Raw genomic sequence first — 20,765 nt, 5'->3', positions numbered from 1 at the left:
TCTTCGAGCTGGGCAGGGAGAGCCGGACACCGTTAGAGTAACCGAACGATCGGTCGGGACAAGAGGGTCCGGGGAAACCTGTGGACAACTACCGGCCACGCCCGCCACGGCCCCCTGCCGGACACCCCCGGGAGGGGGCCCGCCGGGCCCGTGGGCAAGCCGTAGGGGAGGATCGCGTTCATGACCGAAACCGCCAGCGCCTCAGCGATCGCGCCGAGCCGTACCGTCGCCGTCGTCGGCACCGGAACCATGGGCCGGGGCATCGCCCAGGTGGCCCTCGTCGCCGGACACCGCGTACGGCTCTACGACGCCGTACCGGGCCGCGCGCGCGAGGCCGCCGACGCCCTGGCCGGACGACTGGACCGGCTGGTCGAGAAGGGCCGCCTGGATGCCGCCGGGCGCGACGGGGCGCTGGCCCGCCTGCACCCGGCCGAGCGGCTCGACGAGCTCGCCGACGCCGCGCTCGTCGTCGAGGCCGTCCTGGAACAACTCCCCGTCAAACAGGAACTGTTCGGCGCCCTGGAGGGCGTGGTCGGCGAGGACTGCCTGCTCGCCACCAACACCTCCTCGCTGTCCGTCACCGCGATCGCGGGGGCGCTGCGCCACCCCGGCCGCTTCGTCGGCCTGCACTTCTTCAACCCGGCGCCGCTGCTCCCGCTGGTCGAGGTCGTCAGCGGCTTCGCCACCGACGAGGCGGCCGCGGCCAGGGCGTACGAGACGGCGAAGGCCTGGGGCAAGACGCCGGTGCGCTGCACGGACACCCCCGGCTTCATCGTCAACCGCATCGCGCGCCCCTTCTACGCCGAGGCCTTCGCCGTCTACGAAGAGCGTGGCGCGGACGCGGCCACCATCGACGCGGTGCTGCGCGAGTGCGGCGGGTTCCGGATGGGCCCCTTCGAGCTGACCGACCTCATCGGGCAGGACGTGAACGAGGCGGTGACGCGGTCGGTCTGGGAGTCCTTCTTCCAGAGCCCCAAGTTCACGCCGTCCCTGGCCCAGCGGCGCCTGGTCGAGTCCGGCCTGCACGGCCGCAAGAGCGGACGCGGCTGGTTCGGGTACGAGGACTCCGGCACGCCTTCAAAGGAGGCCGGGCGTCCCGAGCCGCACACGGCGCCCCCGGCGAACGCCCCGGCGGCCGTCACCGTGGTCGGTGACCTGGGCCCGGCCCGCGAACTCGTCGCGATGATGACGGAAGCCGGCATCGACGTGAAGACCGTCAACGAGGGCGGTCCCTACATCGAGCTTCCGGGGGATGGACAGCTCGTCCTGGCCGACGGCAAGACGTCCGTCGAGTTCGCGGACGTCGTCTACTTCGATCTCGCCCTCGACTACCGGGGTGCCACCCGCATCGCGCTCTCCGCGAGCGAGGACACCTCCGAGCGCGCCGTCACCGAGGCCGTCGGCCTGTTCCAGAAGCTCGGCAAGGAGGTCAGCGTCATCGGCGACGTGCCGGGCATGATCGTCGCCCGTACCGTCGCGATGCTCGTCGACTTCGCCGCCGACGCCGTCGCCAAGGGCGTCGCTTCGCCCGAGGACATCGACACCGCGATGCGGCTCGGCGTCAACTACCCGCTGGGGCCCGTCGAATGGAACCGGCGCCTGGGCCAGGACTGGGCGTACGACCTGCTCTCGGCGCTGCACGAGCGCTGCCCCACCGGCCGCTACGCCCCTTCGCTCGCGCTCTACCGGCAGGCGTACGCGGGCGACGAGGAGACGGGCTCATGACGACCCCCAAGCGGGACACCTACACGCCCGAGACGCTGCTCACGGTCGCGGTGCGGGTCTTCAACGAGCGTGGCTACGACGGCACTTCGATGGAGCACCTGTCCAAGGCGGCCGGGATCTCCAAGTCGTCGATCTACCACCACGTCGCCGGCAAGGAGGAGCTCCTGCGCCGGGCGGTGAGCCGCGCCATAGACGGCCTCTTCGGCGTCCTGGACGAGCCGGGCGCGCTGCGCGGCCGCTCGATTGAGCGGGTCGAGTACGTCACACGACGTACCGTCGAAGTCCTCATGGCCGAACTTCCCTACGTCACCCTGCTGTTGCGTGTCCGCGGCAACACCAAGACGGAACGCTGGGCGATGGAGCGCCGCAGGGAGTTCGACCAGCGCGTGTCCGATCTCCTCAAGGCCGCCGTCGCGGACGGCGATCTCCGCGCCGACCTGGACATTCGCCTCGCGACCCGGCTGCTCTTCGGCATGGTCAACTCGCTGGTCGAGTGGTACCGGCCGCAGCGCGAGGGAGAGGCGGACGGCGACCAGGTGGCGGACACCGTGGTCAGGATGGCCTTCGAGGGGTTGCGGACCGGCCATTGAACTCCGGGGCCGTTGACTGAGGCACCGGAGCGGATCAACATCCACGGTCATGGCTGCCTTGCGAACTCCTGCGCCCTTTGTGTCCGTCTGCGCCACGGTGCTGCTCGTGGGCCTGACGCTGGCCGGGTGCAGCGGTGAGGGCGGCAAAAACGATGCGGCGGCCAAGTCGCCGGACGCGAGAGCCGCGGTCAAGAAGGCGGAGGCCGAGCCCGCCGCACCGGCGCCGCCCGTCAAGGGGGACGACTTCGGCTGCCTGACGCCCGAGCAGGCCAAGGCCGGCTCCATCGTCTTCAAGAGCGTGACGGGATCGCCCACTGGCGGCTTTCTGACCGGTAGTGGCAATACCGGGATCGTTCTCGCCCACCAGTCGGACGGGAACGTCTGCCAGTGGAAGGACAGGGCCGTCGAGCTCGGCAAGGCGGGCTTCCGCGTGCTCGCGGTCAACAACACGACCGGTGACGCGTCCGACGAGATCGAGGGAGCGGCCGCCGTGCTGCGCGGCGAGGGCGCCTGGAAGCTGCTCCTCATGGGCGCGTCCAAGGGCGGCACCGCGACCCTGGAGGCGGCCGCCCACATGCCGCTGAAGCCGGACGCGGTGGTCGCGCTGTCCGCCCCCGAGACGTACGGCCCGATGGACGCGCTGGTCGCCGCCAAGACCCTCACCGTGCCGGTGCTCTACATGGCCGGCGACCAGGACGGCACGTTCGCCACGGCCGCGCGGGAGCTGAGCGCGGCGAGCACCAAGGCCCCGGAGAACCGGCTCGTCCCCGTCAAGGGATCGGCCTCGCACGGAGTGGCCCTGCTCGCCGCCCCCGACAACTGGGAGACGGTCCTCGCCTTCCTGAAGAAGTACTGCACCTGAGCGGTGAGTACTGCGCGCAGGCCAGGCCCCTACGCGGGGTCCAGGTCCGTCTCCTCGAACACCAGCAGGGTGCGTGTCGACAGGACCTCCGGGATGGACTGGATCCGGGTCAGGACCAGCTCGCGCAGTGCCCTGTTGTCGGGCGTGTGCACCAGGAGCAGGACGTCGAAGTCCCCGCTGACCAGGGCGATATGGGCGGCTCCGGGCAGTTCCTTGAGCTGGGCGCGGACCGTGCGCCACGAGTTCTGCACGATCTTGAGCGTGATGTACGCGGCCGCGCCCTGGCCCGCCCTCTCGTGGTCCACGCGCGCGGTGAAGCCCTGGATCACGCTGTCCTCGACGAGTCGGTTGATCCGCGCATAGGCGTTGGCCCGCGAGACGTGCACCCGCTCGGCCACGGAGCGTATCGAGGCCCGGCCGTCCGTCTGCAGGATCCGCAGGATGTCGTGGTCGATCTCGTCCAGCGGGCGCGGCGGCACCGGCCGGATCTCGCCGGTGGCCATTTGTTCAGCTGCCATGTCCCCCCGCCTTCCTGTTGTGGACGACCTGTTCCCATCCCAGGCTGTGGAGAACCGTTTGTCCACAGGCTGAAGGTGGCTGTAGCCAAAATGCGTCCACGACCGAACAATCGGTAGGTGAGGGGCGTCACACTCACGCCCTTCCCACGGATGTCCGCTCCCCACAAGGAGGTGCATTGGCATGACGGTCCAAGAGCTCCCCGGTGCCGCCGCATATCGGCCGACCCCTCCGCCCGCCTGGAGGCCGCGCACCGACCCCGCGCCGCTCCTCCCGGACCCCGAGCCCCACCGGGTCCTGGGGACCGGCGCCGAGCTCGACCGCGCGCTGATGCTGAAGCTGTACGCCGAGCTGGTGCGCGGCCGCCGCTTCAATGCGCAGGCCACCGCCCTCACCAAACAGGGCCGCCTCGCCGTGTACCCCTCCTCGACCGGCCAGGAGGCCTGCGAGGTCGCCGCCGCCCTCGCCCTGGAGGAGCGCGACTGGCTGTTCCCGAGCTACCGCGACACCCTCGCCGCCGTCGCCCGGGGCCTGGACCCCGTGCAGGCGCTTACGCTGCTCCGCGGCGACTGGCACACCGGCTACGACCCGCGCGAGCACCGCATCGCGCCGCTGTGCACCCCCCTCGCCACCCAGCTGCCGCACGCGGTGGGCCTCGCCCACGCGGCCCGTCTCAAGGGCGACGACGTGGTGGCGCTCGCCCTGGTCGGCGACGGCGGCACCAGCGAGGGCGACTTCCACGAGGCGCTGAACTTCGCGGCCGTATGGCAGGCCCCGGTGGTCTTCCTCGTCCAGAACAACGGCTTCGCGATCTCCGTGCCGCTCGCGAAGCAGACCGCCGCGCCCTCCCTCGCCCACAAGGCCGTCGGGTACGGAATGCCGGGCCGCCTGGTCGACGGCAACGACGCGCCCGCCGTGCACCAGGTGCTGTCCGAGGCCGTCGCCAGGGCCCGGCGCGGCGGCGGACCCACCCTGATCGAGGCCGTCACGTACCGCATGGAGGCGCACACCAACGCCGACGACGCGACGCGCTACCGGGGCTCCGCCGAGGTCGACGCCTGGCGCGACCACGATCCGATCCGGCTCCTGGAGGGCGAGCTGACCGCCCGCGGCCTCCTCGACGAGGACGGCATACGCGCCGCCGCCGAGGCCGCCGAGACCATGGCCGCGGCGCTGCGCGACCAGATGAACGCCGACCCGGCCCTGGACCCCATGGACCTGTTCGCCGAGGTCTACGCCGAGCGGAACGGCCAACTGCGCGAGCAGGCGGCCCAGTTGCGCGCCGAGCTGGAAGCCGAGGCCCGCTGATGGCGACCGCCACCGACAAGAAGCCCGCCACCATGGCGCAGGCCCTGCAGCGCGCGATGCGCGACGCCATGGCCGAGGACCCGACCGTCCACGTCCTCGGCGAGGACGTCGGCACCCTGGGCGGCGTGTTCCGGGTCACCGACGGGCTCGCCAAGGAGTTCGGCGAGGACCGCTGCACCGATACCCCGCTCGCCGAGGCCGGCATCCTCGGCACGGCCGTCGGCATGGCGATGTACGGGCTGCGCCCCGTCGTCGAGATGCAGTTCGACGCCTTCGCCTACCCGGCGTTCGAGCAGCTCATCAGCCATGTCGCCAAGATGCGCAACCGCACCCGCGGCGCCATGGCGATGCCCATCGTGGTGCGCGTGCCCTACGGCGGCGGCATCGGCGGCGTCGAGCACCACAGCGATTCCAGCGAGGCCTACTACATGGCGACGCCCGGCCTCCAGGTCGTCACCCCGGCCACCGTGGAGGACGCGTACGGGCTGCTGAGGGCCGCCATCGCGTCCGACGACCCGGTCGTCTTCCTGGAGCCCAAGCGGCTGTACTGGTCGAAGTCCGACTGGTCGCCCGAAGCCCCCGCGGCCGTGGCACCCATCGGCAAGGCCGTCGTGCGGCGGACCGGGAGCAGCGCGACGCTCATCACGTACGGGCCGTCCGTGCCGGTGTGCCTGGAGGCGGCCGAGGCGGCCCGCGAGGAGGGCTGGGACCTCGAAGTCGTCGACCTGCGCTCCCTGGTGCCGTTCGACGACGAGACGGTGTGCGCGTCGGTGCGCCGCACCGGGCGGGCCGTGGTCGTCCACGAGTCGGCCGGATTCGGCGGCCCCGGCGGCGAGATTGCCGCGCGCGTCACCGAGCGCTGTTTCCATCACCTGGAGGCGCCCGTGCTGCGGGTCGCCGGCTTCGACATCCCCTACCCGCCGCCGATGCTGGAGAAGCACCATCTGCCGGGTGTGGACCGGGTCCTGGACGCGGTCGCGCGGCTGCAGTGGGAGGCGGAGCACTGATGCCGAAGGTCCTTGAGTTCAAGCTGCCCGACCTCGGTGAGGGGCTCACCGAGGCGGAGATCGTGCGCTGGCTCGTCGCGGTCGGCGACGTGGTGGCCGTGGACCAGCCGGTCGTCGAGGTGGAGACGGCCAAGGCGATGGTCGAGGTGCCGTGTCCGTACGGAGGTGTGGTCACCGCCCGCTTCGGCGAGGAGGGCACCGAACTGCCGGTCGGCGCGCCCCTGTTGACCGTCGCGGTCGGCCCCGTGCACGAGGAGGACGCCACTGAGGAGGCCGAGTCCTCCGAGTACTCGGGCAACGTCCTGGTCGGCTACGGGACGGCCGCGGCCACCACCCGACGCCGCTCCCGTGTGCGGCCCACGACCCCGGCCGCCGTGCCGGCCGCGCCCCCCGCCCCGGTCAGGGCGGCCGGGCCCGTGCCGGTCATCTCGCCGCTGGTGCGCAGGCTGGCCCGTGAACACGGCCTCGATCTGCGGGAGTTGCGGGGAAGCGGGCCCGAGGGTCTGATCCTGCGTGCCGATGTGGAGTCGGCGATGCAGACGTCGGCGCCGGCCCCCGCGCCCGTCGTGCCCGCGACCCCGGCCTCCGCCCCGGCCGGTGAGCGCATCGCGCTGAAGGGCATCCGGGGCGCGGTCGCCGACAAGCTCAGCCGCAGCCGTACCGAAATCCCCGACGCCACCTGCTGGGTCGACGCCGACGCCACGGAGCTGATGGCGGCCCGCGCCGCCATGAACGCCGCGGGCGGCCCCAAGGTGTCCGTCCTCGCGCTGCTCGCCCGCATCTGCACGGCGGCCCTCGCCCGATTCCCCGAGCTCAACTCGACCGTCGACCTGGCGGCCCGCGAGATCGTGCGGCTGCCCGAGGTGCACCTGGGCTTCGCGGCCCAGACCGAGCGAGGCCTGGTCGTCCCGGTCGTCCGCGACGCCCACACCCGCAACGTCGACTCGCTGGGCGCCGAACTCGCCCGCCTCACCGAGGCGGCCCGCACGGGCACGCTGACCCCGGCCCAGCTGACCGGAGGCACCTTCACCCTCAACAACTACGGGGTGTTCGGCGTCGACGGCTCCACGCCGATCATCAACCACCCCGAGGCGGCGATGCTGGGCGTGGGCCGCATCATCCCCAAGCCGTGGGTGTACGAGGGCGAGCTCGCGGTGCGCCAAGTGGTCCAGCTGTCCCTCACCTTCGACCACCGGGTGTGCGACGGCGGCACCGCGGGCGGCTTCCTGCGCTACGTCGCGGACTGCGTGGAGCACCCGGCGGTGCTGCTGCGCACGCTGTGACGAACGGCCCCGCGAACTCGGGACGTTCGCCGGGGTAGCGGTGATCGTCCGGCGGCCCATACTCAGGGGATGACCGCGTATGACGCCGCAGCATCCGCACGATTTGACGCCGTAGTACTCGCCGGAGGCGCCGCCAAGCGGCTGGGCGGCGCCGACAAACCCGGGCTCAGCGTGGGCGGCCGGGCCCTGCTCGACCGGGTCCTCACCGCCTGCGCGGGTGCCGCGACCACCGTGGTGGTGGGCGGGCGGCGGCCCACCGTGCGGCCCGTGCTGTGGACCCGGGAGGAACCGGCCGGCGGCGGACCGCTGGCCGCTCTGGACGCCGGGGTGCGCCGCACGTCGGCCGAGAGCGTGCTCGTGCTCTCGGCCGATCTGCCGTTCCTGGCCGCGCCGACCGTCGACGCCCTCCTCGACGAGCTGCGGCGCACCGGCCGCGAAGGAGCGCTCTGCACCGACGCCGGCGGCCGCGACCAGCCGCTGGTCGCCGCCTACCGCGCCGAGCCGCTGCGCCGCCGGCTCGCGCTGCTCGCCACCGAGCACGGCTCGCTCGCCGGGCTGCCGCTGCGGCTCCTCACCCGCGAACTCGACCTCGCGCGCATCACCGCGGACCCGCTCGCCTCCTTCGACTGCGACACCTGGGAGGACCTCGCCGCCGCCCGGGCCCGGATCAGGGACGATGGAGGCGTGCTGGACGAATGGATCACCGCAGTCAAGGACGAACTCGGCATCGAGCTGGACGTCGACACCGGCGTCCTGCTGGACCTCGCCAGGGACGCCGCCCACGGCGTCGCCCGGCCCGCCGCCCCGCTCACCACCTTCCTGGTCGGCTACGCCGCCGCGAAGGCGGGGGGCGAGGGCAAGGACGTGGTGGAGGCGGCCCGCAAGGCGGCCGCGCTCGCCAACCGCTGGGCGGCCGAGACCGAGGCCGGAGACGGCCCGAAGAACGACGCCGGATGACCGCCCGGAGCGCGGCGGCGGACGACGGATCCGACGAGGCCCTCGCCCTGCTGCGCGACGCCAGGCCGACGCCGGGCCCGGCCGCAGAGGCCCGGCCGACGGGCCAGGCCCGCGCGGAGGCGTCCGGCGACCGCCCGGCCCCGCGCCACCGGGCCTCCGCCTGGGCCGATGCCCGAAACGTGGCAGCCCGGGCGGGCCGGGCCGCACCGGCCCGCTCCCACCGGGTGCCGCTGGAGCAGGCCCTCGGGGAGATCCTCACCGAGCCGCTCACCGCGCTCACCGACCTGCCGTCCTTCGACACCTCCGCCATGGACGGCTGGGTCGTCGCCGGGCCCGGGCCGTGGGCGGTGCAGGACGGCGGCGTCCTCGCCGGACACGCCGCGCCCGGCGCCCTCGCTGACGGCGAAGCCGTACGCATCGCCACCGGGGCCCGCATCCCCGCCGGTGCCACCGCGGTGATCCGCAGCGAGCACGCCCGCACCGACGAGGCCCGCACCCAGCTCCAGGCCGACCGCGTGGTGCTGCACGGCCAGGACATCCGCCCGCGCGGGCAGGAATGCCGCTCGGGCGACGTGCTGCTGCCCGCCACTGCGCTGGTCACCCCGGCCGTGCTGGGCCTCGCCGCCGCCGCCGGATACGACGAGCTCACCACCGTGCCCCGGCCCCGCGTCGAGATCCTGGTGCTCGGCGACGAACTGCTCACCCAGGGTCTCCCCCACGACGGGCTGATCCGGGACGCGCTCGGCCCGATGCTCGGGTTCTGGCTGCGCGCGCTCGGCGCCGAAGTCATCGGGACCCGGCGGCTGAAGGACGACGCGGGGGCACTGCTCGCCGCCGTCACCGGTTCTTCGGCCGATCTGGTGATCACGACGGGCGGCACAGCCTCCGGACCCGTCGACCACGTCCATCCCGTGCTGCACAAGGCCGGTGCCGAGCTCCTGGTCGACGGGGTCGCCGTGCGGCCCGGCCATCCCATGCTGCTGGCGCAGATCGGGGCGGGAAAGCACCTGGTCGGGCTGCCCGGCAATCCGCTCGCCGCGGTCTCCGGACTGCTCACCCTGGCCGAGCCGCTGCTGCGTGAACTCGCGCACCGGGCAAGGGCGGTGACGTACACCGCACCCTTGCGCAACGAGGTGCAGGGGCATCCGCACGACACCAGGCTCGTCCCCGTGGTGCACCGCGCGGAACGGGTCGTGCCGCTGCACTACAACGGGCCGGCGATGCTCCGCGGGATCGCGGCCGCCGACGGGCTCGCGGTGGTGCCGCCCGGCGGGGCGCGGGCGGGACAGGAGGTCGCGATCCTCGATCTGCCATGGGCTCAAGCGGGGTCCGCAGAAGGGTGTTTCACGTGAGACACCTCATGGCGTCCCGCGGCTTCGGTTCCCGCGCTACTTCCCACGTCAACTCCTGCTCGCCTGAAGGGCGTTTCACGTGAAACGGTGCGCCCACGCCCACAACTCCCGCCTGGATGAAGGGTGTTTCACGTGAAACTGCCGGGCCATGACGCGATGGCACGCCAGGCGGGCGAGCACCTGATCACCCGGCGGGTCATGCTGCCCCGCCGGGTCGTCGACCGGCCGATGCGCCAGGTCGCCAAGCGGATCCTCATGGCGCTCGCCGTGCTGATACTGACGACCCTCATCGTCTGGATCGACCGCGAGGGCTATCACGACAACGCCAACGGCAGGGTCGACTTCCTCGACGCCGTCTACTACGCCACCGTCACGCTCTCCACGACGGGCTACGGCGACATCGTCCCCTACAGCGACAGCGCCCGGCTCACCAACATCCTGCTGGTCACGCCGCTGCGCGTGCTGTTCCTGATCATCCTCGTCGGAACCACTCTCGAAGTCCTCACCGAACGGACCCGCGAAGAGTGGCGGCTCAACCGCTGGAAGGCTCAATTGCGAGAGCACACCGTCGTCATCGGCTTCGGGACGAAGGGCCGGTCGGCGATCCAGACCTTGTGCGCGACGGGCCTGAAGAAGGACCAGGTCGTGATCGTCGACCCGAGCGCGAAGGTCATCGAGACCGCCAACGCGGAGGGCTTCGTCGGCGTCATCGGGGATGCCACCCGCAGTGACGTGCTGCTGCGTGCCGAACTGCAAAAGGCCCGCCAGGTCGTCATCGCCACCCAGCGCGACGACACCGCGGTCCTGGTCACGCTGACGGCCCGCCAGCTCAACCGGGGCGCGAAGATCGTCGCCGCGGTACGGGAGGAGGAGAACGCGCCGCTGCTGCGCCAGTCCGGCGCGGACGCCGTCATCACCAGCGCCAGCGCGGCCGGGCGGCTGCTCGGTCTCTCCGTGCTCAGCCCCAGCGCGGGCGCCGTGATGGAGGACCTGATCCAGCAGGGCAGCGGGCTCGACATGGTGGAGCGGCCCGTGAAGAAGAGCGAGGTCGGCCGCGGGGTGCGGGAGACCGAGGACCTGGTGGTGAGCGTGCTGCGCGGCCACCGGCTCCTTGCGTACGACGACGCGAAGGCGAGCCCGCTCCAGCTCACCGACCGGCTCATCACGATCGTACGAGCCGGTGGCGCGCAGGTTGAGGGTCAGCCGGAGTAGCGTCGGCCGCATGTATGCGATCACGATTCCTGAGCCGGGCGGTCCCGAGGCGCTGGTCTGGGCCGAGGTCCCCGATCCCGTGCCGAGCGAGGGCGAGGTCCTCGTCGAGGTGGCCGCCGCCGCCGTCAACCGTGCCGATGTGCTCCAGCGCCAGGGTTTCTACAACCCGCCGCCCGGGGCGTCCCCGTACCCCGGCCTGGAGTGCTCCGGGCGGATCGCCGCGCTCGGGCCCGGGGTGTCCGGGTGGAGCGTCGGCGACGAGGTGTGCGCGCTGCTGAGCGGCGGCGGCTACGCCGAGAAGGTGGCCGTGCCCATCGGGCAGCTGCTGCCCGTGCCCGACGGCGTGGACTTGGCCGCGGCGGCCGCGCTGCCCGAGGTCGTCTGCACCGTCTGGTCCAACGTGTTCATGGTTTCCCACCTGCGCCCCGGCGAGACGCTCCTGGTGCACGGCGGGGCGAGCGGCATCGGCACGATGGCGATCCAGCTCGGCAAGGCGATCGGTGCCAAGGTCGCGGTCACGGCGGGCGGTCCCGACAAGCTGGCGCGCTGCGCCGAGCTGGGCGCGGACATCCTCATCGACTACCGCGAACAGGACTTCGTGGACGAGGTGTTGAAGGCCACGGACGGCGTCGGCGCGGACGTCATCCTCGACATCATGGGCGCCAAGTACCTGGAGCGGAACGTACGGGCGCTCGCCGTCAACGGGCGGCTCGCGGTAATCGGCCTCCAGGGCGGCGCCAAGGGCGAGCTGAACCTGGGCGCGCTGCTCACCAAGCGGGCCGCGGTCACCGCGACCTCCCTGCGAGGTCGGCCGGCCGCCGAGAAGGCGGCGATCGTGGCGGCTGTGCGGGAGCACGTGTGGCCGCTGATCGCCGGTGGCCGGGTGCGGCCCGTGGTGGACCGGACGCTGCCGCTGTCGGACGCTGCCGAGGGGCATCGGGTGATCGAAGCCTCCACCCATGTGGGCAAGGTGCTGCTGACGGCCTGACGGCCGGGGTGAACGCGGAGAGGGGGCGCCGGGAAGGGGCCCCCTCTCACTGCTCGGTACGACGGGCCAGCTTGCCCGGTATGGGCCCGGTTACAGGTAGGGGCCCGAGCGGGCGCCCGTGTGCGGGCCGTCGTCGTCATCGTCGTCGTGCGAGACACCGGGCGGCAGCGCGCGGCGCATCTGCTCCAGTTGGGCGCGGGCCGCCATTTGCTGGGCGAACAGGGCCGTCTGGATCCCGTGGAAGAGACCTTCGAGCCAGCCGACCAACTGGGCCTGCGCGATGCGGAGTTCGGCCTCCGAGGGGATCGCCTCGTCGGTGAACGGCAGGGAGAGCCGCTCCAGTTCCTCGACCAGTTCCGGCGCCAGACCGTCTTCCAGTTCCTTCACGGACGAGGCGTGGATGTCCTTCAGGCGTACTCGGCTCGCCTCGTCGAGAGGAGCCGCGCGGACTTCCTCAAGGAGTTGCTTGATCATGCTGCCGATACGCATGACCTTTGCCGGCTGTTCGACCATCTCCGTCACCGGGACCTCGCGGGACTCGTCGTCTCCACCGCCGATGGCCATACCGTCCTGGCCTACGACCAGGATGTGGGGGCTGTCCGGCGACTTATCGTTCCTCGGCATCTCCATGCCGCCCATTCTCTCGCACACGTGCCTCACATCACGTTGTGCCCCCGGGAAGGGGTGATCCACCGCCCGCCGGGCGACGATTCCCTCCGGATGAGCGTGGTTTCACGTGAAACGGCGCCGTGCTCCCCACCACCCCTTTCACGGTCGCCGGAGCCGCAGTGCCAGGAATCCGATCCCCAGACCGGTCAGCGCCAGGCCCGCTCCCAGCGAGAGGACGTGGACGCGCAGGTCGGATCCGGTGGACACGGCCTGCGGCGCCTGATGGCGCCGGGCCGGCGGAAGCACGCCGCCGACCGTGAGGGTGGGTCTTGGCGTGGCCTGCGGGGACTCCGGGGGCGGAACTTGCGGTGGGGTCTGCGGGGCCGCCCCGACCTGAGCCGGTGCCACTTCGTCCGGATCCGCCGCGTCGAGGGTGTCCGGCAGGAGGTCGTGCGGCGGCTCCACCCTGCCCGGCCGGATCCGGCCCTCGCCCGCCCGGCTGCCCGCAAGACGCCGCTCCTCGGAGAGGGTCGGCGAGGGGGTGGCACGGGGCGAGGCCGGCGAGGGCTCCGTACGGGGCGAGGCCCGCGTCGTGCCGGAGGCAACCGTCGTCGGGGGCAGGCCGGGTGAGGGGGTGGCGGCGAGGGTGTCCGGCAGGGGCGTCAGGAGCAGCGCCCCCGTCAGCGATGCGGCCGCGGCGAACGACCGGATCCCTGGAGCCATGGGAGGGCCCCTTCCCGTACGGACGTGCAGGATCGCCTGGGCTGACCGAATCAGCGTCACACGGGGCGAGTTGTGCGGCATCCCGGGAGCGGACGGGCGTGCGCCGAATGGGACGGGGCAGCGCCGTCCGACACCTCCTCCGCATGCGACAAGGCCCGGCACCCCTGGTGCCGGGCCTTGTCCGCACAAGCGGTGCGTGCCTACTGCGCGGGCGCGTTGCCCGACGAGATCTGCAGCGTGAACTGCGCGTTCTTCTTGTCGACGTCCACACCGGCGGCGGGGAACTGGCTGATCACCACGTCCTGGCCCCACTGGCCGTTGTCGACGGTCTCGGTGTTGACCTTCCAGCCCGCGGCCTGGATACAGGACTTCACCGACAGGATGTCCTTGTACGTGAAGTCCGGCGACTGGACCTTGCCCGGGTCCACCGTGGAGGTCTGCGGCGAGGTGCACTTCTCGGCGTCCATCGTGCGGTCGCGCTCCGGGCCCTTGTGCCCGGCGGCCGACGACGAGCTGCTGGCCTTGGCGTCGCCGCCGCCCGAGTCGTTGTTGTTGTTCATCATCACCGCGGTGACCAGGCCGCCGATCGCGAGCAGCGCCACCGCGATCGCGCCCACGATCACCGGGGTGTTCCGCTTCGAACCGCCGGAGGCGGCCGGAGTGGCCTGCGGGGAGATCGCGTACGGCGGCGGTGTCTGGGCCGCCATCGGGGCGGACTGCGGGGCCTGCTGCGGGTAGCCGTACGCGGGCTGCGGGGTCGGCGCCGGGGTGGGCGGACCGTAGGGGCCCGGCTGGTACGGCGTCTGCACGTTGCCCTGGAGGCCGGGTGCGGCCTGGGAGTCGAGCGGCGGGAAGACCGTCGCGCCGACGCCCGCGCCGCTGACGGGCGGGGCGCCGCTGGTGATGACCGGGGCCGCGCCCATCTGGCCGGCGTTGGCGATCCGCAGGATCTCGTCGTGCATGGCCTGGGCGCTCGGGAAGCGCTCGTTCGGGTTTTTCTTCAGTGCGCGGGCGACCAGCGCGTCCACGGCCGGGGTGATCGACCGGTTGACCGAGGAGGGCGCGACCGGCTCCTCCTGGACGTGTGCGTACGCGATCGCCAGCGGCGAGTCCGCGTCGAAGGGGATGCGCCCGGTCAGCAGCTGGAAGAGCATGATGCCGACCGAGTACAGGTCGGAGCGGGCGTCCACGCCCCGGCCAAGGGCCTGCTCGGGCGACAGGTACTGGGGGGTGCCGACGACCATGCCGGTCTGGGTCATGGACGTGACGCCGGACTGCATGGCGCGGGCGATGCCGAAGTCCATGACCTTGACGACGCCGCGCTTGGTCATCATGACGTTGCCCGGCTTGATGTCCCGGTGGACCAGGCCCATCTCGTGGCTGACCTCAAGGGCGGCCAGCACGTCGGCGGTCACCTTGAGTGCCTTGTCGGCGGGCATCGCGCCGTACTGCTGGATGTCGCGGTGCAGAGTCGAGCCGAGCGGCTCGCCCTCCACGTACTCCATGACGATGTACGGCATCACGCCGTCGCCGCCCGCGGCGGAGCCGCTGAATGTCAGCGTGTCCTCGCCGGTGTCGAAGACGGAGACGATGTTGGTGTGCTGCAGCTTGGCGACGGCCTGGGCCTCACGGCGGAACCGCTCGCGGAACGACTGTTCCCGGCCGAGTTCGGTGTGCAGCGTCTTGATGGCGACCTGGCGGTCCAGCGCCGAGTCGTACGCGAGGTACACCGAGGCCATGCCGCCCTCGCCGAGGAGGTCGCGCAGCTGGTAGCGCCCGCCCGCGATGGATCCGCCCGCATAGCGGCCGTGTGCGCCGTCCTGGCTCATGACTGTGCATCCCCCTTGGCGCGGTGGCCAGTGCTGATCCTCGATTTTTCAGGCCAAGTCTGCCCGAGGGGGCACCCACGTCAAGCCGGGTGCCCGTTCCGTGACCGTACGCACTGGAAGAGTCTCGCAAGCGTTACAGGACCGGCATCGAAAACGTACGGGATTTGCATGGGTACACACGGAACCGTTTGGATGGCCGGTCCATCCCGGACCGGCGCCCCGTGTTGACGCTGTAGCGTGCACTACTGCACAACCAGCGGAAGAGCACGACGGAAGACCGTAAGGAAGACCGCGGACGCGGCCAGATACGACGGCGAGGACTGATGGCACCCGAACCCGACGGAAACGGCGCCGGGATGGCCGATGCGCAGGACCACGAGTCGTGGGTCGGCGGACTCGTCGGCGACGGCCGCTATCGCCTCACCCACCGGCTGGGGCGCGGCGGCATGGCGGAGGTGTTCGCCGCCGAGGACGTGCGCCTGGGCCGCACCGTCGCCGTGAAGCTGCTCCGCGCCGATCTCGCCGAGGACCCGGTGTCCAAGGCGCGCTTCACGCGTGAGGCACAGTCGGTGGCCGGACTCAACCACCACGCGGTGGTGGCGGTGTACGACTCCGGTGAGGACTTCGTGGGCGGCCAGACCGTCCCGTACATCGTGATGGAGCTGGTCGAGGGCCGCACCATCCGTGACCTCCTGGTGGACGCGGACGCGCCGCCTCCGGAGCAGGCGCTGATCATCGTCTCCGGGGTCCTGGAAGCGCTCGCGTACTCGCACCAGCACGGCATCGTGCACCGTGACATCAAGCCCGCCAACGTGATCATCACGGACACCGGTGCGGTCAAGGTCATGGACTTCGGCATCGCGCGGGCGCTGCACGGCGCCCAGTCGACGATGACCCAGACCGGCATGGTCATGGGCACCCCGCAGTACCTCTCGCCCGAGCAGGCGCTCGGCAAGGCCGTCGACCACCGCTCCGACCTGTACGCGACCGGCTGCCTGCTGTACGAACTCCTCGCGCTGCGGCCCCCGTTCGTCGGCGAGACGCCGCTGAGCGTGGTCTACCAGCACGTCCAGGACATGCCGGTGCCGCCGTCGCAGGTGGCGCATGTCGCGCCGCCGGAACTCGACGGCCTCGTCATGCGTTCTCTCGCCAAGGACCCGGACGACCGTTTCCAGTCCGCCGAGGAGATGCGCGGCCTGGTCCAGTACGGCCTGCAGATGCTCCAGGCGCAGGGCGGCCACACCGGCACCTGGAACACCGGCCCGGTCGAGCTGATGCACGAGGGCGCCCACACCCCGGCGATGGGCAGCCCCGGCGCGACGGCGGCCATGGGCCACCCCGTGCACGGGGACACCTCGCAGTTCGGCGGGCCGATCCTGCCGCCGATGAACCCGGACGACGGCGGTTACGACGGCTACGGACACGGCGGCCACAAGCAGGGTGGCGGCCGCGGCGGCAAGATGGTGCTGTTCGTGGTGCTCGCGATCATCGCGATCGCGGCGGGCGTCGCCTTCGCGCTGAACGCCACGAACAGTTCGGGCGGCGGTGGCGGCGGCGGGGGCACGACCTCGGAGACGCCGAAGACCTCGCCGTCGGTCTCCCAGTCGGACACCCCGTCGACGGCGGACACCCCGGGCACCAGCCAGGGCCAGTCGTACAGCAGCAGCTCGAACGGCAACGGGGAGTCGCCCTCCACGCACCGTTCGCGCTCCTCCTCGCCGACGCCGAGCAAGTCGCACTCCTCCCCCTCGCCGGGCACGGACCAGGGCACCTCGTCCGGCACGAGCCAGGGCACCGACCAGGGCACCAGTTCCGGGAACGAGGGCACCAGCTCCGGGAACACGGGCACGTCCAGTGGCAACACGGGGACGTCGTCCGGGAACACGGGGACCACCGACGGCACCAGCTCCGGGAACACCGGCACGTCCAGTGGCAACACGGGGACGTCGTCCGGGAACACGGGGACCACCCACGGCACCAGCTCCGGGAACACGGGCACCTCCAGCGGCCCCGGTGGCACCAAGCCGACCCCCTGACCGGAGCCGAGCTCACCCCGCGAAGGCCTCGCACACCGCCTCGTACTCGCGGGTCCACCAGACCGCCAGGGCCGACGCCGCAGGAAACTGCGGGTCGGCCCTTCGGTCGTGGAGCTGGTAGCGCCAGCGCAGGATCCAGAAGTCGTTGAGCCGCTCCCACCACACCCGGTGCACGGCGGCCGCCAGTTCCTCGGCATCCGCCCCGGCGGCCCGCCGGTAGGCTCGCGCGTACGCCCGTACCTTCGCCAGTTCCAGCTCGCCCGAGGGGCGTACGAAGAAGATCGCGGCGGCCCGGACCGCCTCCTCGGCGCGCGGCTGGACACCGAGCCGGTCCCAGTCGACGATCGCGGCGGGCTCGGCCGAGCGGCCCTCGCCCCGGTACAGCAGGTTCAGCGGGTGGAAGTCGCCGTGCACCCAGGCGCCGGTGGCGGGGGCCGGGGGGCGGCGGTGGGCGTGCTGGCCGAGCAGCACCCGCCGCTCCAGGAGCCGGTGTTCGGCGAGTTCGTCGAAGGCGTCCCGGGGCCGGTGCCTGCGGGCCCGCGCCACCAGGTCGTCGATGAGCGCGAGGGTGTCCGCGGGGTCGGCGCTGAGATGCTCGGCCTGTGGCACGTCGGGCTCCATGACCTGGGCCAGGCAGGTGTGCACGAGCCCGAGCAGGGCCCCGAGCCGGCGGGACTCCACGGCGCAGAGCTGGGCTCCGTCGCGGTGGCGGCCGTGGACCCAGGGGTGCAGGGCGTAGCAGTGGCCGCCGATCACCGCGACGGTGTCGCCGTCGGCGTCCGGTACGGGCGGGGCGACGGGCACGCCGAGGGCCTGGAGGCGTTCGGTGGCGCGGTGCTGGCGGGCGATGGCTTCGTGGTCGCCGTCCAGGTGGTGCTTGAGGAAGTAGTCGCCGCGAGTGGTGGCGAGCCGGTAGCCGCGGTTCAGCAGGCCCTGGGCGACCCGTTCGCAGGAGAGCGGCTCACCGGGGGACTCGTAGCGGCGAAGGAGGTCGCCCACAGGTGGAGTTGCAGATGAGCGCGGCACTCTTCAGATGTTAGATCACGCCGCGTACTTGAGTTGTCGCTCTTTGGAGTAGTCCAGCGAATGGACGGTCACGAACTGGGGTGCGATGCGCATGTACACGGCGTCGAAGGGCTTTCCGTCGACCTCGCGGGGTTCGTCGCCGAACAGCTTCAGCTCCTCGGCGGTCGGCTCGAAGGGGTCCGCGGTCCCGGTGAACTGCACCGACCACACGTCGAGCTCGCCCGAGCTGAGGTTGTCCGCGCCGTAGGCGACCACGCTGCCCAGGCAGGCGTGGTGGTAGCCGAGGCCCGCGTGCAGGCGCAGCAGGACGCAGCCGTCGACCACGATGTGGCGGGCCGGGGCCACGAACGGCAGGGCTCGCATGCTGGTCGCGACGCGGCCGTACGGAACGCGGCCGAGCAGCTCGATGGCGCGGGCTTCCTCGAAGGACATGCCCCCACCTTTGCGGCCCGCGGCGGCCGGTGAAAGAGCCCGCGGCCCCGCGCATCAGGGCCCTAGGTCCCGAATGACCGGCCCGGGCCCCGTCGGTGAGAGGTGCTCAGTGGTTCTTCTCGGCCTGGATGCGGGCGACGTACGCGGCGGCCTGGGAGCGGCGCTCCATGCCGAGCTTGGAAAGCAGCGAGGAGACGTAGTTCTTGATCGTCTTCTCCGCGAGGTGCAGGCGCTCGCCGATCACGCGGTTGGTGAGGCCCTCGCCGATCAGGTCGAGGATCTTGCGTTCCTGCTCGGTGAGGTTGGCCAGGCGGTCGTCGCCCTTGCTCTTGCCGCCGTCGCGCAGCCGCTCCAGGACGCGGGCGGTGGCCACCGGGTCGAGCAGCGACTTGCCGGCCGCCACATCCCGTACGGCCGTCAGGAGTTCGCTGCCGCGGATCGCCTTGAGGACGTATCCGGAGGCCCCGGCCATGATCGCGTCGAAGAGGGCCTCGTCGTCCGCGAACGAGGTGAGCATCAGGCATTTGATGTCCTCGTTCTGCGAACGGATTTCGCGGCAGACCTCGACTCCGCTGCCGTCCGGGAGCCGGACGTCGAGCACGGCGACATCGGGGCGGGTGGCGGGAATCCTGACGAGGGCGTCAGCGGCGGTGCCGGCCTCGCCGACCACTTCGATGTCCTCCTCGACGGAGAGCATTTCGTGGACGCCGCGACGGACCACCTCGTGGTCATCGAGCAGGAATACGGTGATTTTGCCTGTTTCGCGCACGGAATCAGTCTCACACATTCATCCGAAGCACGCCGAAGAGTGCCATAAGTGACCCCTTCCCGAACCTGCGTGACCGGGATAACGTGCCGTTGTTCCGGCGGCCTGCAAGGCTGTGACCAGCGACTGTTCCCCAGTTTCTCGATTTACTTGGAAATCCAAGCAAAATCGCAGGTCAAGTGGGGTTTCGCAGTAATGCGCAGCACTGGGTAACGTGCCTTTGGCAGGGCGCTCGCCGGGGCACCTGTCACGCCTGATCCCCGGCCGAGCGCACACACCCCGTGCACTTGAGACGGACAGGCGAGCCTCCCCCAAGCTCTGGACGAGCGTGGGGGACCCCCAGGCTCACCGGCGAACCCGGGAGCCGGACAGACGGAGGAGCACGCACGTGACCGTGGAGAGCACTGCCGCGCGCAAGCCGCGACGCAGCAGCAAGCGCACCGCCGGTGCCGGCGCAAGGAAGACGGCCGCCGAGCCCGAGCTCGTACAGCTGCTGACGCCCGAGGGCGAGCGGGTCGAGCACCCTGATTACGACGTCGACCTGAGTCCCGAGGAACTGCGCGGTCTCTACCGCGACATGGTGCTGACCCGGCGTTTCGACGCCGAGGCCACTTCCCTGCAACGCCAGGGCGAGCTGGGCCTGTGGGCCTCGCTGCTCGGCCAGGAGGCCGCCCAGATCGGCTCCGGGCGCGCGCTGCGGGACGACGACTACGTCTTCCCGACCTACCGCGAGCACGGCGTCGCCTGGTGCCGGGGCGTCGACCCGACGAACCTCCTCGGCATGTTCCGTGGCGTCAACCACGGTGGCTGGGACCCCAACAGCAACAATTTCCACCTGTACACGATCGTCATCGGCTCGCAGACGCTGCACGCGACCGGTTACGCGATGGGCATCACCAAGGACGGCGCGGACAGCGCCGTGGTCGCCTACTTCGGTGACGGCGCCTCCAGCCAGGGCGACGTGGCGGAGGCCTTCACCTTCTCCGCCGTCTACAACGCCCCGGTCGTGTTCTTCTGCCAGAACAACCAGTGGGCGATCTCCGAGCCCACCGAGAAGCAGATGCGCGTGCCGCTCTACCAGCGCGCGCAGGGCTTCGGCTTCCCCGGCGTGCGGGTCGACGGCAACGACGTGCTGGCCTGCCTGGCCGTGACGAAGTCCGCCCTGGAGCGGGCCCGCCGGGGCGAAGGGCCCACCCTGGTCGAGGCGTTCACCTACCGGATGGGCGCGCACACCACCTCCGACGACCCGACGAAGTACCGGGCCGACGAGGAGCGCGAGGCGTGGGAGGCCAAGGACCCGATCCTGCGCCTTCGCGCCTACCTGGAGAGCGCGGGCCACGCGGACGCCGCATTCTTCGAGGAGCTGGAGACCGAGTCGGAGACGCTGGGCAAGCGGGTGCGCGAGGCGGTCCGTGCCATGCCCGACCCCGAGCCCATGGCGATCTTCGAGAACATCTACGCCGACGGCCACGCGCTGGTCGACGAGGAGCGAGCCCAGTTCGCCGCCTACCAGGCATCGTTCGCGGACGGAGAGGGCAACTAGC

Annotated in this window: 19 protein-coding genes; 12 read left to right on the top strand and 7 right to left on the bottom strand. The window is 71.7% G+C overall.

Annotated features, from left to right (window positions below; all coding sequences use genetic code 11):
• Positions 1 to 180 precede the first annotated feature (180 nt).
• From ADK54_RS31735 to ADK54_RS31725, 3 genes are read left to right on the top strand one after another with little or no spacing between them, the layout of a single operon-like run.
• Positions 181 to 1,725 (top strand): 3-hydroxyacyl-CoA dehydrogenase, encoded by a 1,545-nt coding sequence (locus ADK54_RS31735; protein WP_053729222.1) that lies wholly within the window; start codon positions 181 to 183, stop codon positions 1,723 to 1,725.
• Complete coding sequence (locus tag ADK54_RS31730; protein ID WP_053729221.1) at positions 1,722 to 2,315, top strand: TetR/AcrR family transcriptional regulator; 594 nt, start codon at positions 1,722 to 1,724, stop codon at positions 2,313 to 2,315. The genes ADK54_RS31735 and ADK54_RS31730 overlap by 4 nt, the downstream gene beginning before the upstream one ends.
• A 49-nt stretch (positions 2,316 to 2,364) precedes the next feature.
• Positions 2,365 to 3,177 (top strand): alpha/beta hydrolase family protein, encoded by an 813-nt coding sequence (locus tag ADK54_RS31725; RefSeq protein ID WP_159047959.1) that lies wholly within the window; start codon positions 2,365 to 2,367, stop codon positions 3,175 to 3,177.
• 29 nt (positions 3,178 to 3,206) lie between these two features.
• Here ADK54_RS31725 and ADK54_RS31720 read toward each other — a convergent pair whose 3' ends face one another.
• Complete coding sequence (locus tag ADK54_RS31720) at positions 3,207 to 3,695, bottom strand: Lrp/AsnC family transcriptional regulator (RefSeq protein ID WP_078966784.1); 489 nt, start codon at positions 3,693 to 3,695, stop codon at positions 3,207 to 3,209.
• A 181-nt stretch (positions 3,696 to 3,876) separates the two neighbouring features.
• On the opposite strand from ADK54_RS31720, the gene pdhA (ADK54_RS31715) reads away from it, so the two are divergent.
• The 7 genes from pdhA (ADK54_RS31715) (at position 3,877) to ADK54_RS31685 (ending at position 11,800) form a co-directional block, all read left to right on the top strand.
• On the top strand, positions 3,877 to 5,001 hold the full coding sequence (gene pdhA, locus ADK54_RS31715; RefSeq protein WP_053729218.1) for a pyruvate dehydrogenase (acetyl-transferring) E1 component subunit alpha: 1,125 nt from the start codon (positions 3,877 to 3,879) through the stop codon (positions 4,999 to 5,001).
• Positions 5,001 to 6,008, top strand: coding sequence for an alpha-ketoacid dehydrogenase subunit beta (locus ADK54_RS31710; RefSeq protein ID WP_053729217.1), 1,008 nt, complete (start codon positions 5,001 to 5,003; stop codon positions 6,006 to 6,008). Before pdhA (ADK54_RS31715) ends, ADK54_RS31710 begins: the two co-directional genes overlap by 1 nt.
• The gene (locus tag ADK54_RS31705; RefSeq protein ID WP_053729216.1) at positions 6,008 to 7,291 is read left to right on the top strand and encodes a dihydrolipoamide acetyltransferase family protein; all 1,284 of its coding nucleotides are present in this window, start codon (positions 6,008 to 6,010) and stop codon (positions 7,289 to 7,291) included. Before ADK54_RS31710 ends, ADK54_RS31705 begins: the two co-directional genes overlap by 1 nt.
• Before the next feature lie 69 nt (positions 7,292 to 7,360).
• The gene (locus ADK54_RS31700) at positions 7,361 to 8,248 is read left to right on the top strand and encodes an NTP transferase domain-containing protein (RefSeq protein ID WP_053729215.1); all 888 of its coding nucleotides are present in this window, start codon (positions 7,361 to 7,363) and stop codon (positions 8,246 to 8,248) included.
• Positions 8,245 to 9,600, top strand: a complete 1,356-nt coding sequence (locus ADK54_RS31695) for a molybdopterin molybdotransferase MoeA (RefSeq protein WP_053729214.1) — start codon at positions 8,245 to 8,247, stop codon at positions 9,598 to 9,600. The genes ADK54_RS31700 and ADK54_RS31695 overlap by 4 nt, the downstream gene beginning before the upstream one ends.
• 132 nt (positions 9,601 to 9,732) lie before the next feature.
• The gene (locus tag ADK54_RS31690) at positions 9,733 to 10,812 is read left to right on the top strand and encodes a potassium channel family protein (RefSeq protein ID WP_053729213.1); all 1,080 of its coding nucleotides are present in this window, start codon (positions 9,733 to 9,735) and stop codon (positions 10,810 to 10,812) included.
• Between the two features lie 10 nt (positions 10,813 to 10,822).
• The gene (locus ADK54_RS31685; RefSeq protein WP_053729212.1) at positions 10,823 to 11,800 is read left to right on the top strand and encodes an NAD(P)H-quinone oxidoreductase; all 978 of its coding nucleotides are present in this window, start codon (positions 10,823 to 10,825) and stop codon (positions 11,798 to 11,800) included.
• A gap of 90 nt (positions 11,801 to 11,890) precedes the next feature.
• Here ADK54_RS31685 and ADK54_RS31680 read toward each other — a convergent pair whose 3' ends face one another.
• The 3 genes from ADK54_RS31680 to ADK54_RS31670 all read right to left on the bottom strand — a co-directional run bounded on the left by ADK54_RS31680 (position 11,891) and on the right by ADK54_RS31670 (position 14,961).
• Positions 11,891 to 12,430 (bottom strand): bacterial proteasome activator family protein, encoded by a 540-nt coding sequence (locus ADK54_RS31680; RefSeq protein WP_053729211.1) that lies wholly within the window; start codon positions 12,428 to 12,430, stop codon positions 11,891 to 11,893.
• 138 nt (positions 12,431 to 12,568) lie between these two features.
• Positions 12,569 to 13,132: a hypothetical protein gene (locus ADK54_RS31675; RefSeq protein ID WP_053729210.1), complete on the bottom strand. Its 564-nt coding sequence runs from the start codon at positions 13,130 to 13,132 to the stop codon at positions 12,569 to 12,571.
• 200 nt (positions 13,133 to 13,332) lie between these two features.
• On the bottom strand, positions 13,333 to 14,961 hold the full coding sequence (locus ADK54_RS31670; RefSeq protein WP_053729209.1) for a protein kinase domain-containing protein: 1,629 nt from the start codon (positions 14,959 to 14,961) through the stop codon (positions 13,333 to 13,335).
• Positions 14,962 to 15,284: 323 nt separating this feature from the next.
• On the opposite strand from ADK54_RS31670, the gene ADK54_RS31665 reads away from it, so the two are divergent.
• Positions 15,285 to 16,997, top strand: coding sequence for a protein kinase domain-containing protein (locus ADK54_RS31665; protein ID WP_053729208.1), 1,713 nt, complete (start codon positions 15,285 to 15,287; stop codon positions 16,995 to 16,997).
• A 12-nt stretch (positions 16,998 to 17,009) separates the two neighbouring features.
• Here the strand turns inward: ADK54_RS31665 and ADK54_RS31660 are convergent, their stop codons facing one another.
• The 3 genes from ADK54_RS31660 to ADK54_RS31650 all read right to left on the bottom strand — a co-directional run bounded on the left by ADK54_RS31660 (position 17,010) and on the right by ADK54_RS31650 (position 19,224).
• Positions 17,010 to 18,023: a phosphotransferase gene (locus ADK54_RS31660; protein WP_053729207.1), complete on the bottom strand. Its 1,014-nt coding sequence runs from the start codon at positions 18,021 to 18,023 to the stop codon at positions 17,010 to 17,012.
• 15 nt (positions 18,024 to 18,038) lie between these two features.
• Complete coding sequence (locus ADK54_RS31655) at positions 18,039 to 18,455, bottom strand: pyridoxamine 5'-phosphate oxidase family protein (protein WP_053729206.1); 417 nt, start codon at positions 18,453 to 18,455, stop codon at positions 18,039 to 18,041.
• Positions 18,456 to 18,561: 106 nt separating this feature from the next.
• On the bottom strand, positions 18,562 to 19,224 hold the full coding sequence (locus tag ADK54_RS31650; RefSeq protein WP_053729205.1) for a response regulator: 663 nt from the start codon (positions 19,222 to 19,224) through the stop codon (positions 18,562 to 18,564).
• A gap of 385 nt (positions 19,225 to 19,609) precedes the next feature.
• Between ADK54_RS31650 and pdhA (ADK54_RS31645) the strand changes: the two genes are divergently transcribed.
• Positions 19,610 to 20,764 carry a pyruvate dehydrogenase (acetyl-transferring) E1 component subunit alpha gene (pdhA, locus tag ADK54_RS31645; RefSeq protein ID WP_053729204.1) on the top strand — a complete coding sequence of 385 codons (1,155 nt, stop codon included), beginning with the start codon at positions 19,610 to 19,612 and terminating at the stop codon, positions 20,762 to 20,764.
• Position 20,765: the final 1 nt, after the last annotated feature.

It is taken from the genome of Streptomyces sp. WM6378, assembly GCF_001279695.1.
GTDB lineage: Bacteria > Actinomycetota > Actinomycetes > Streptomycetales > Streptomycetaceae > Streptomyces.
This window is presented reverse-complemented; position numbering and strand designations above follow the sequence as displayed.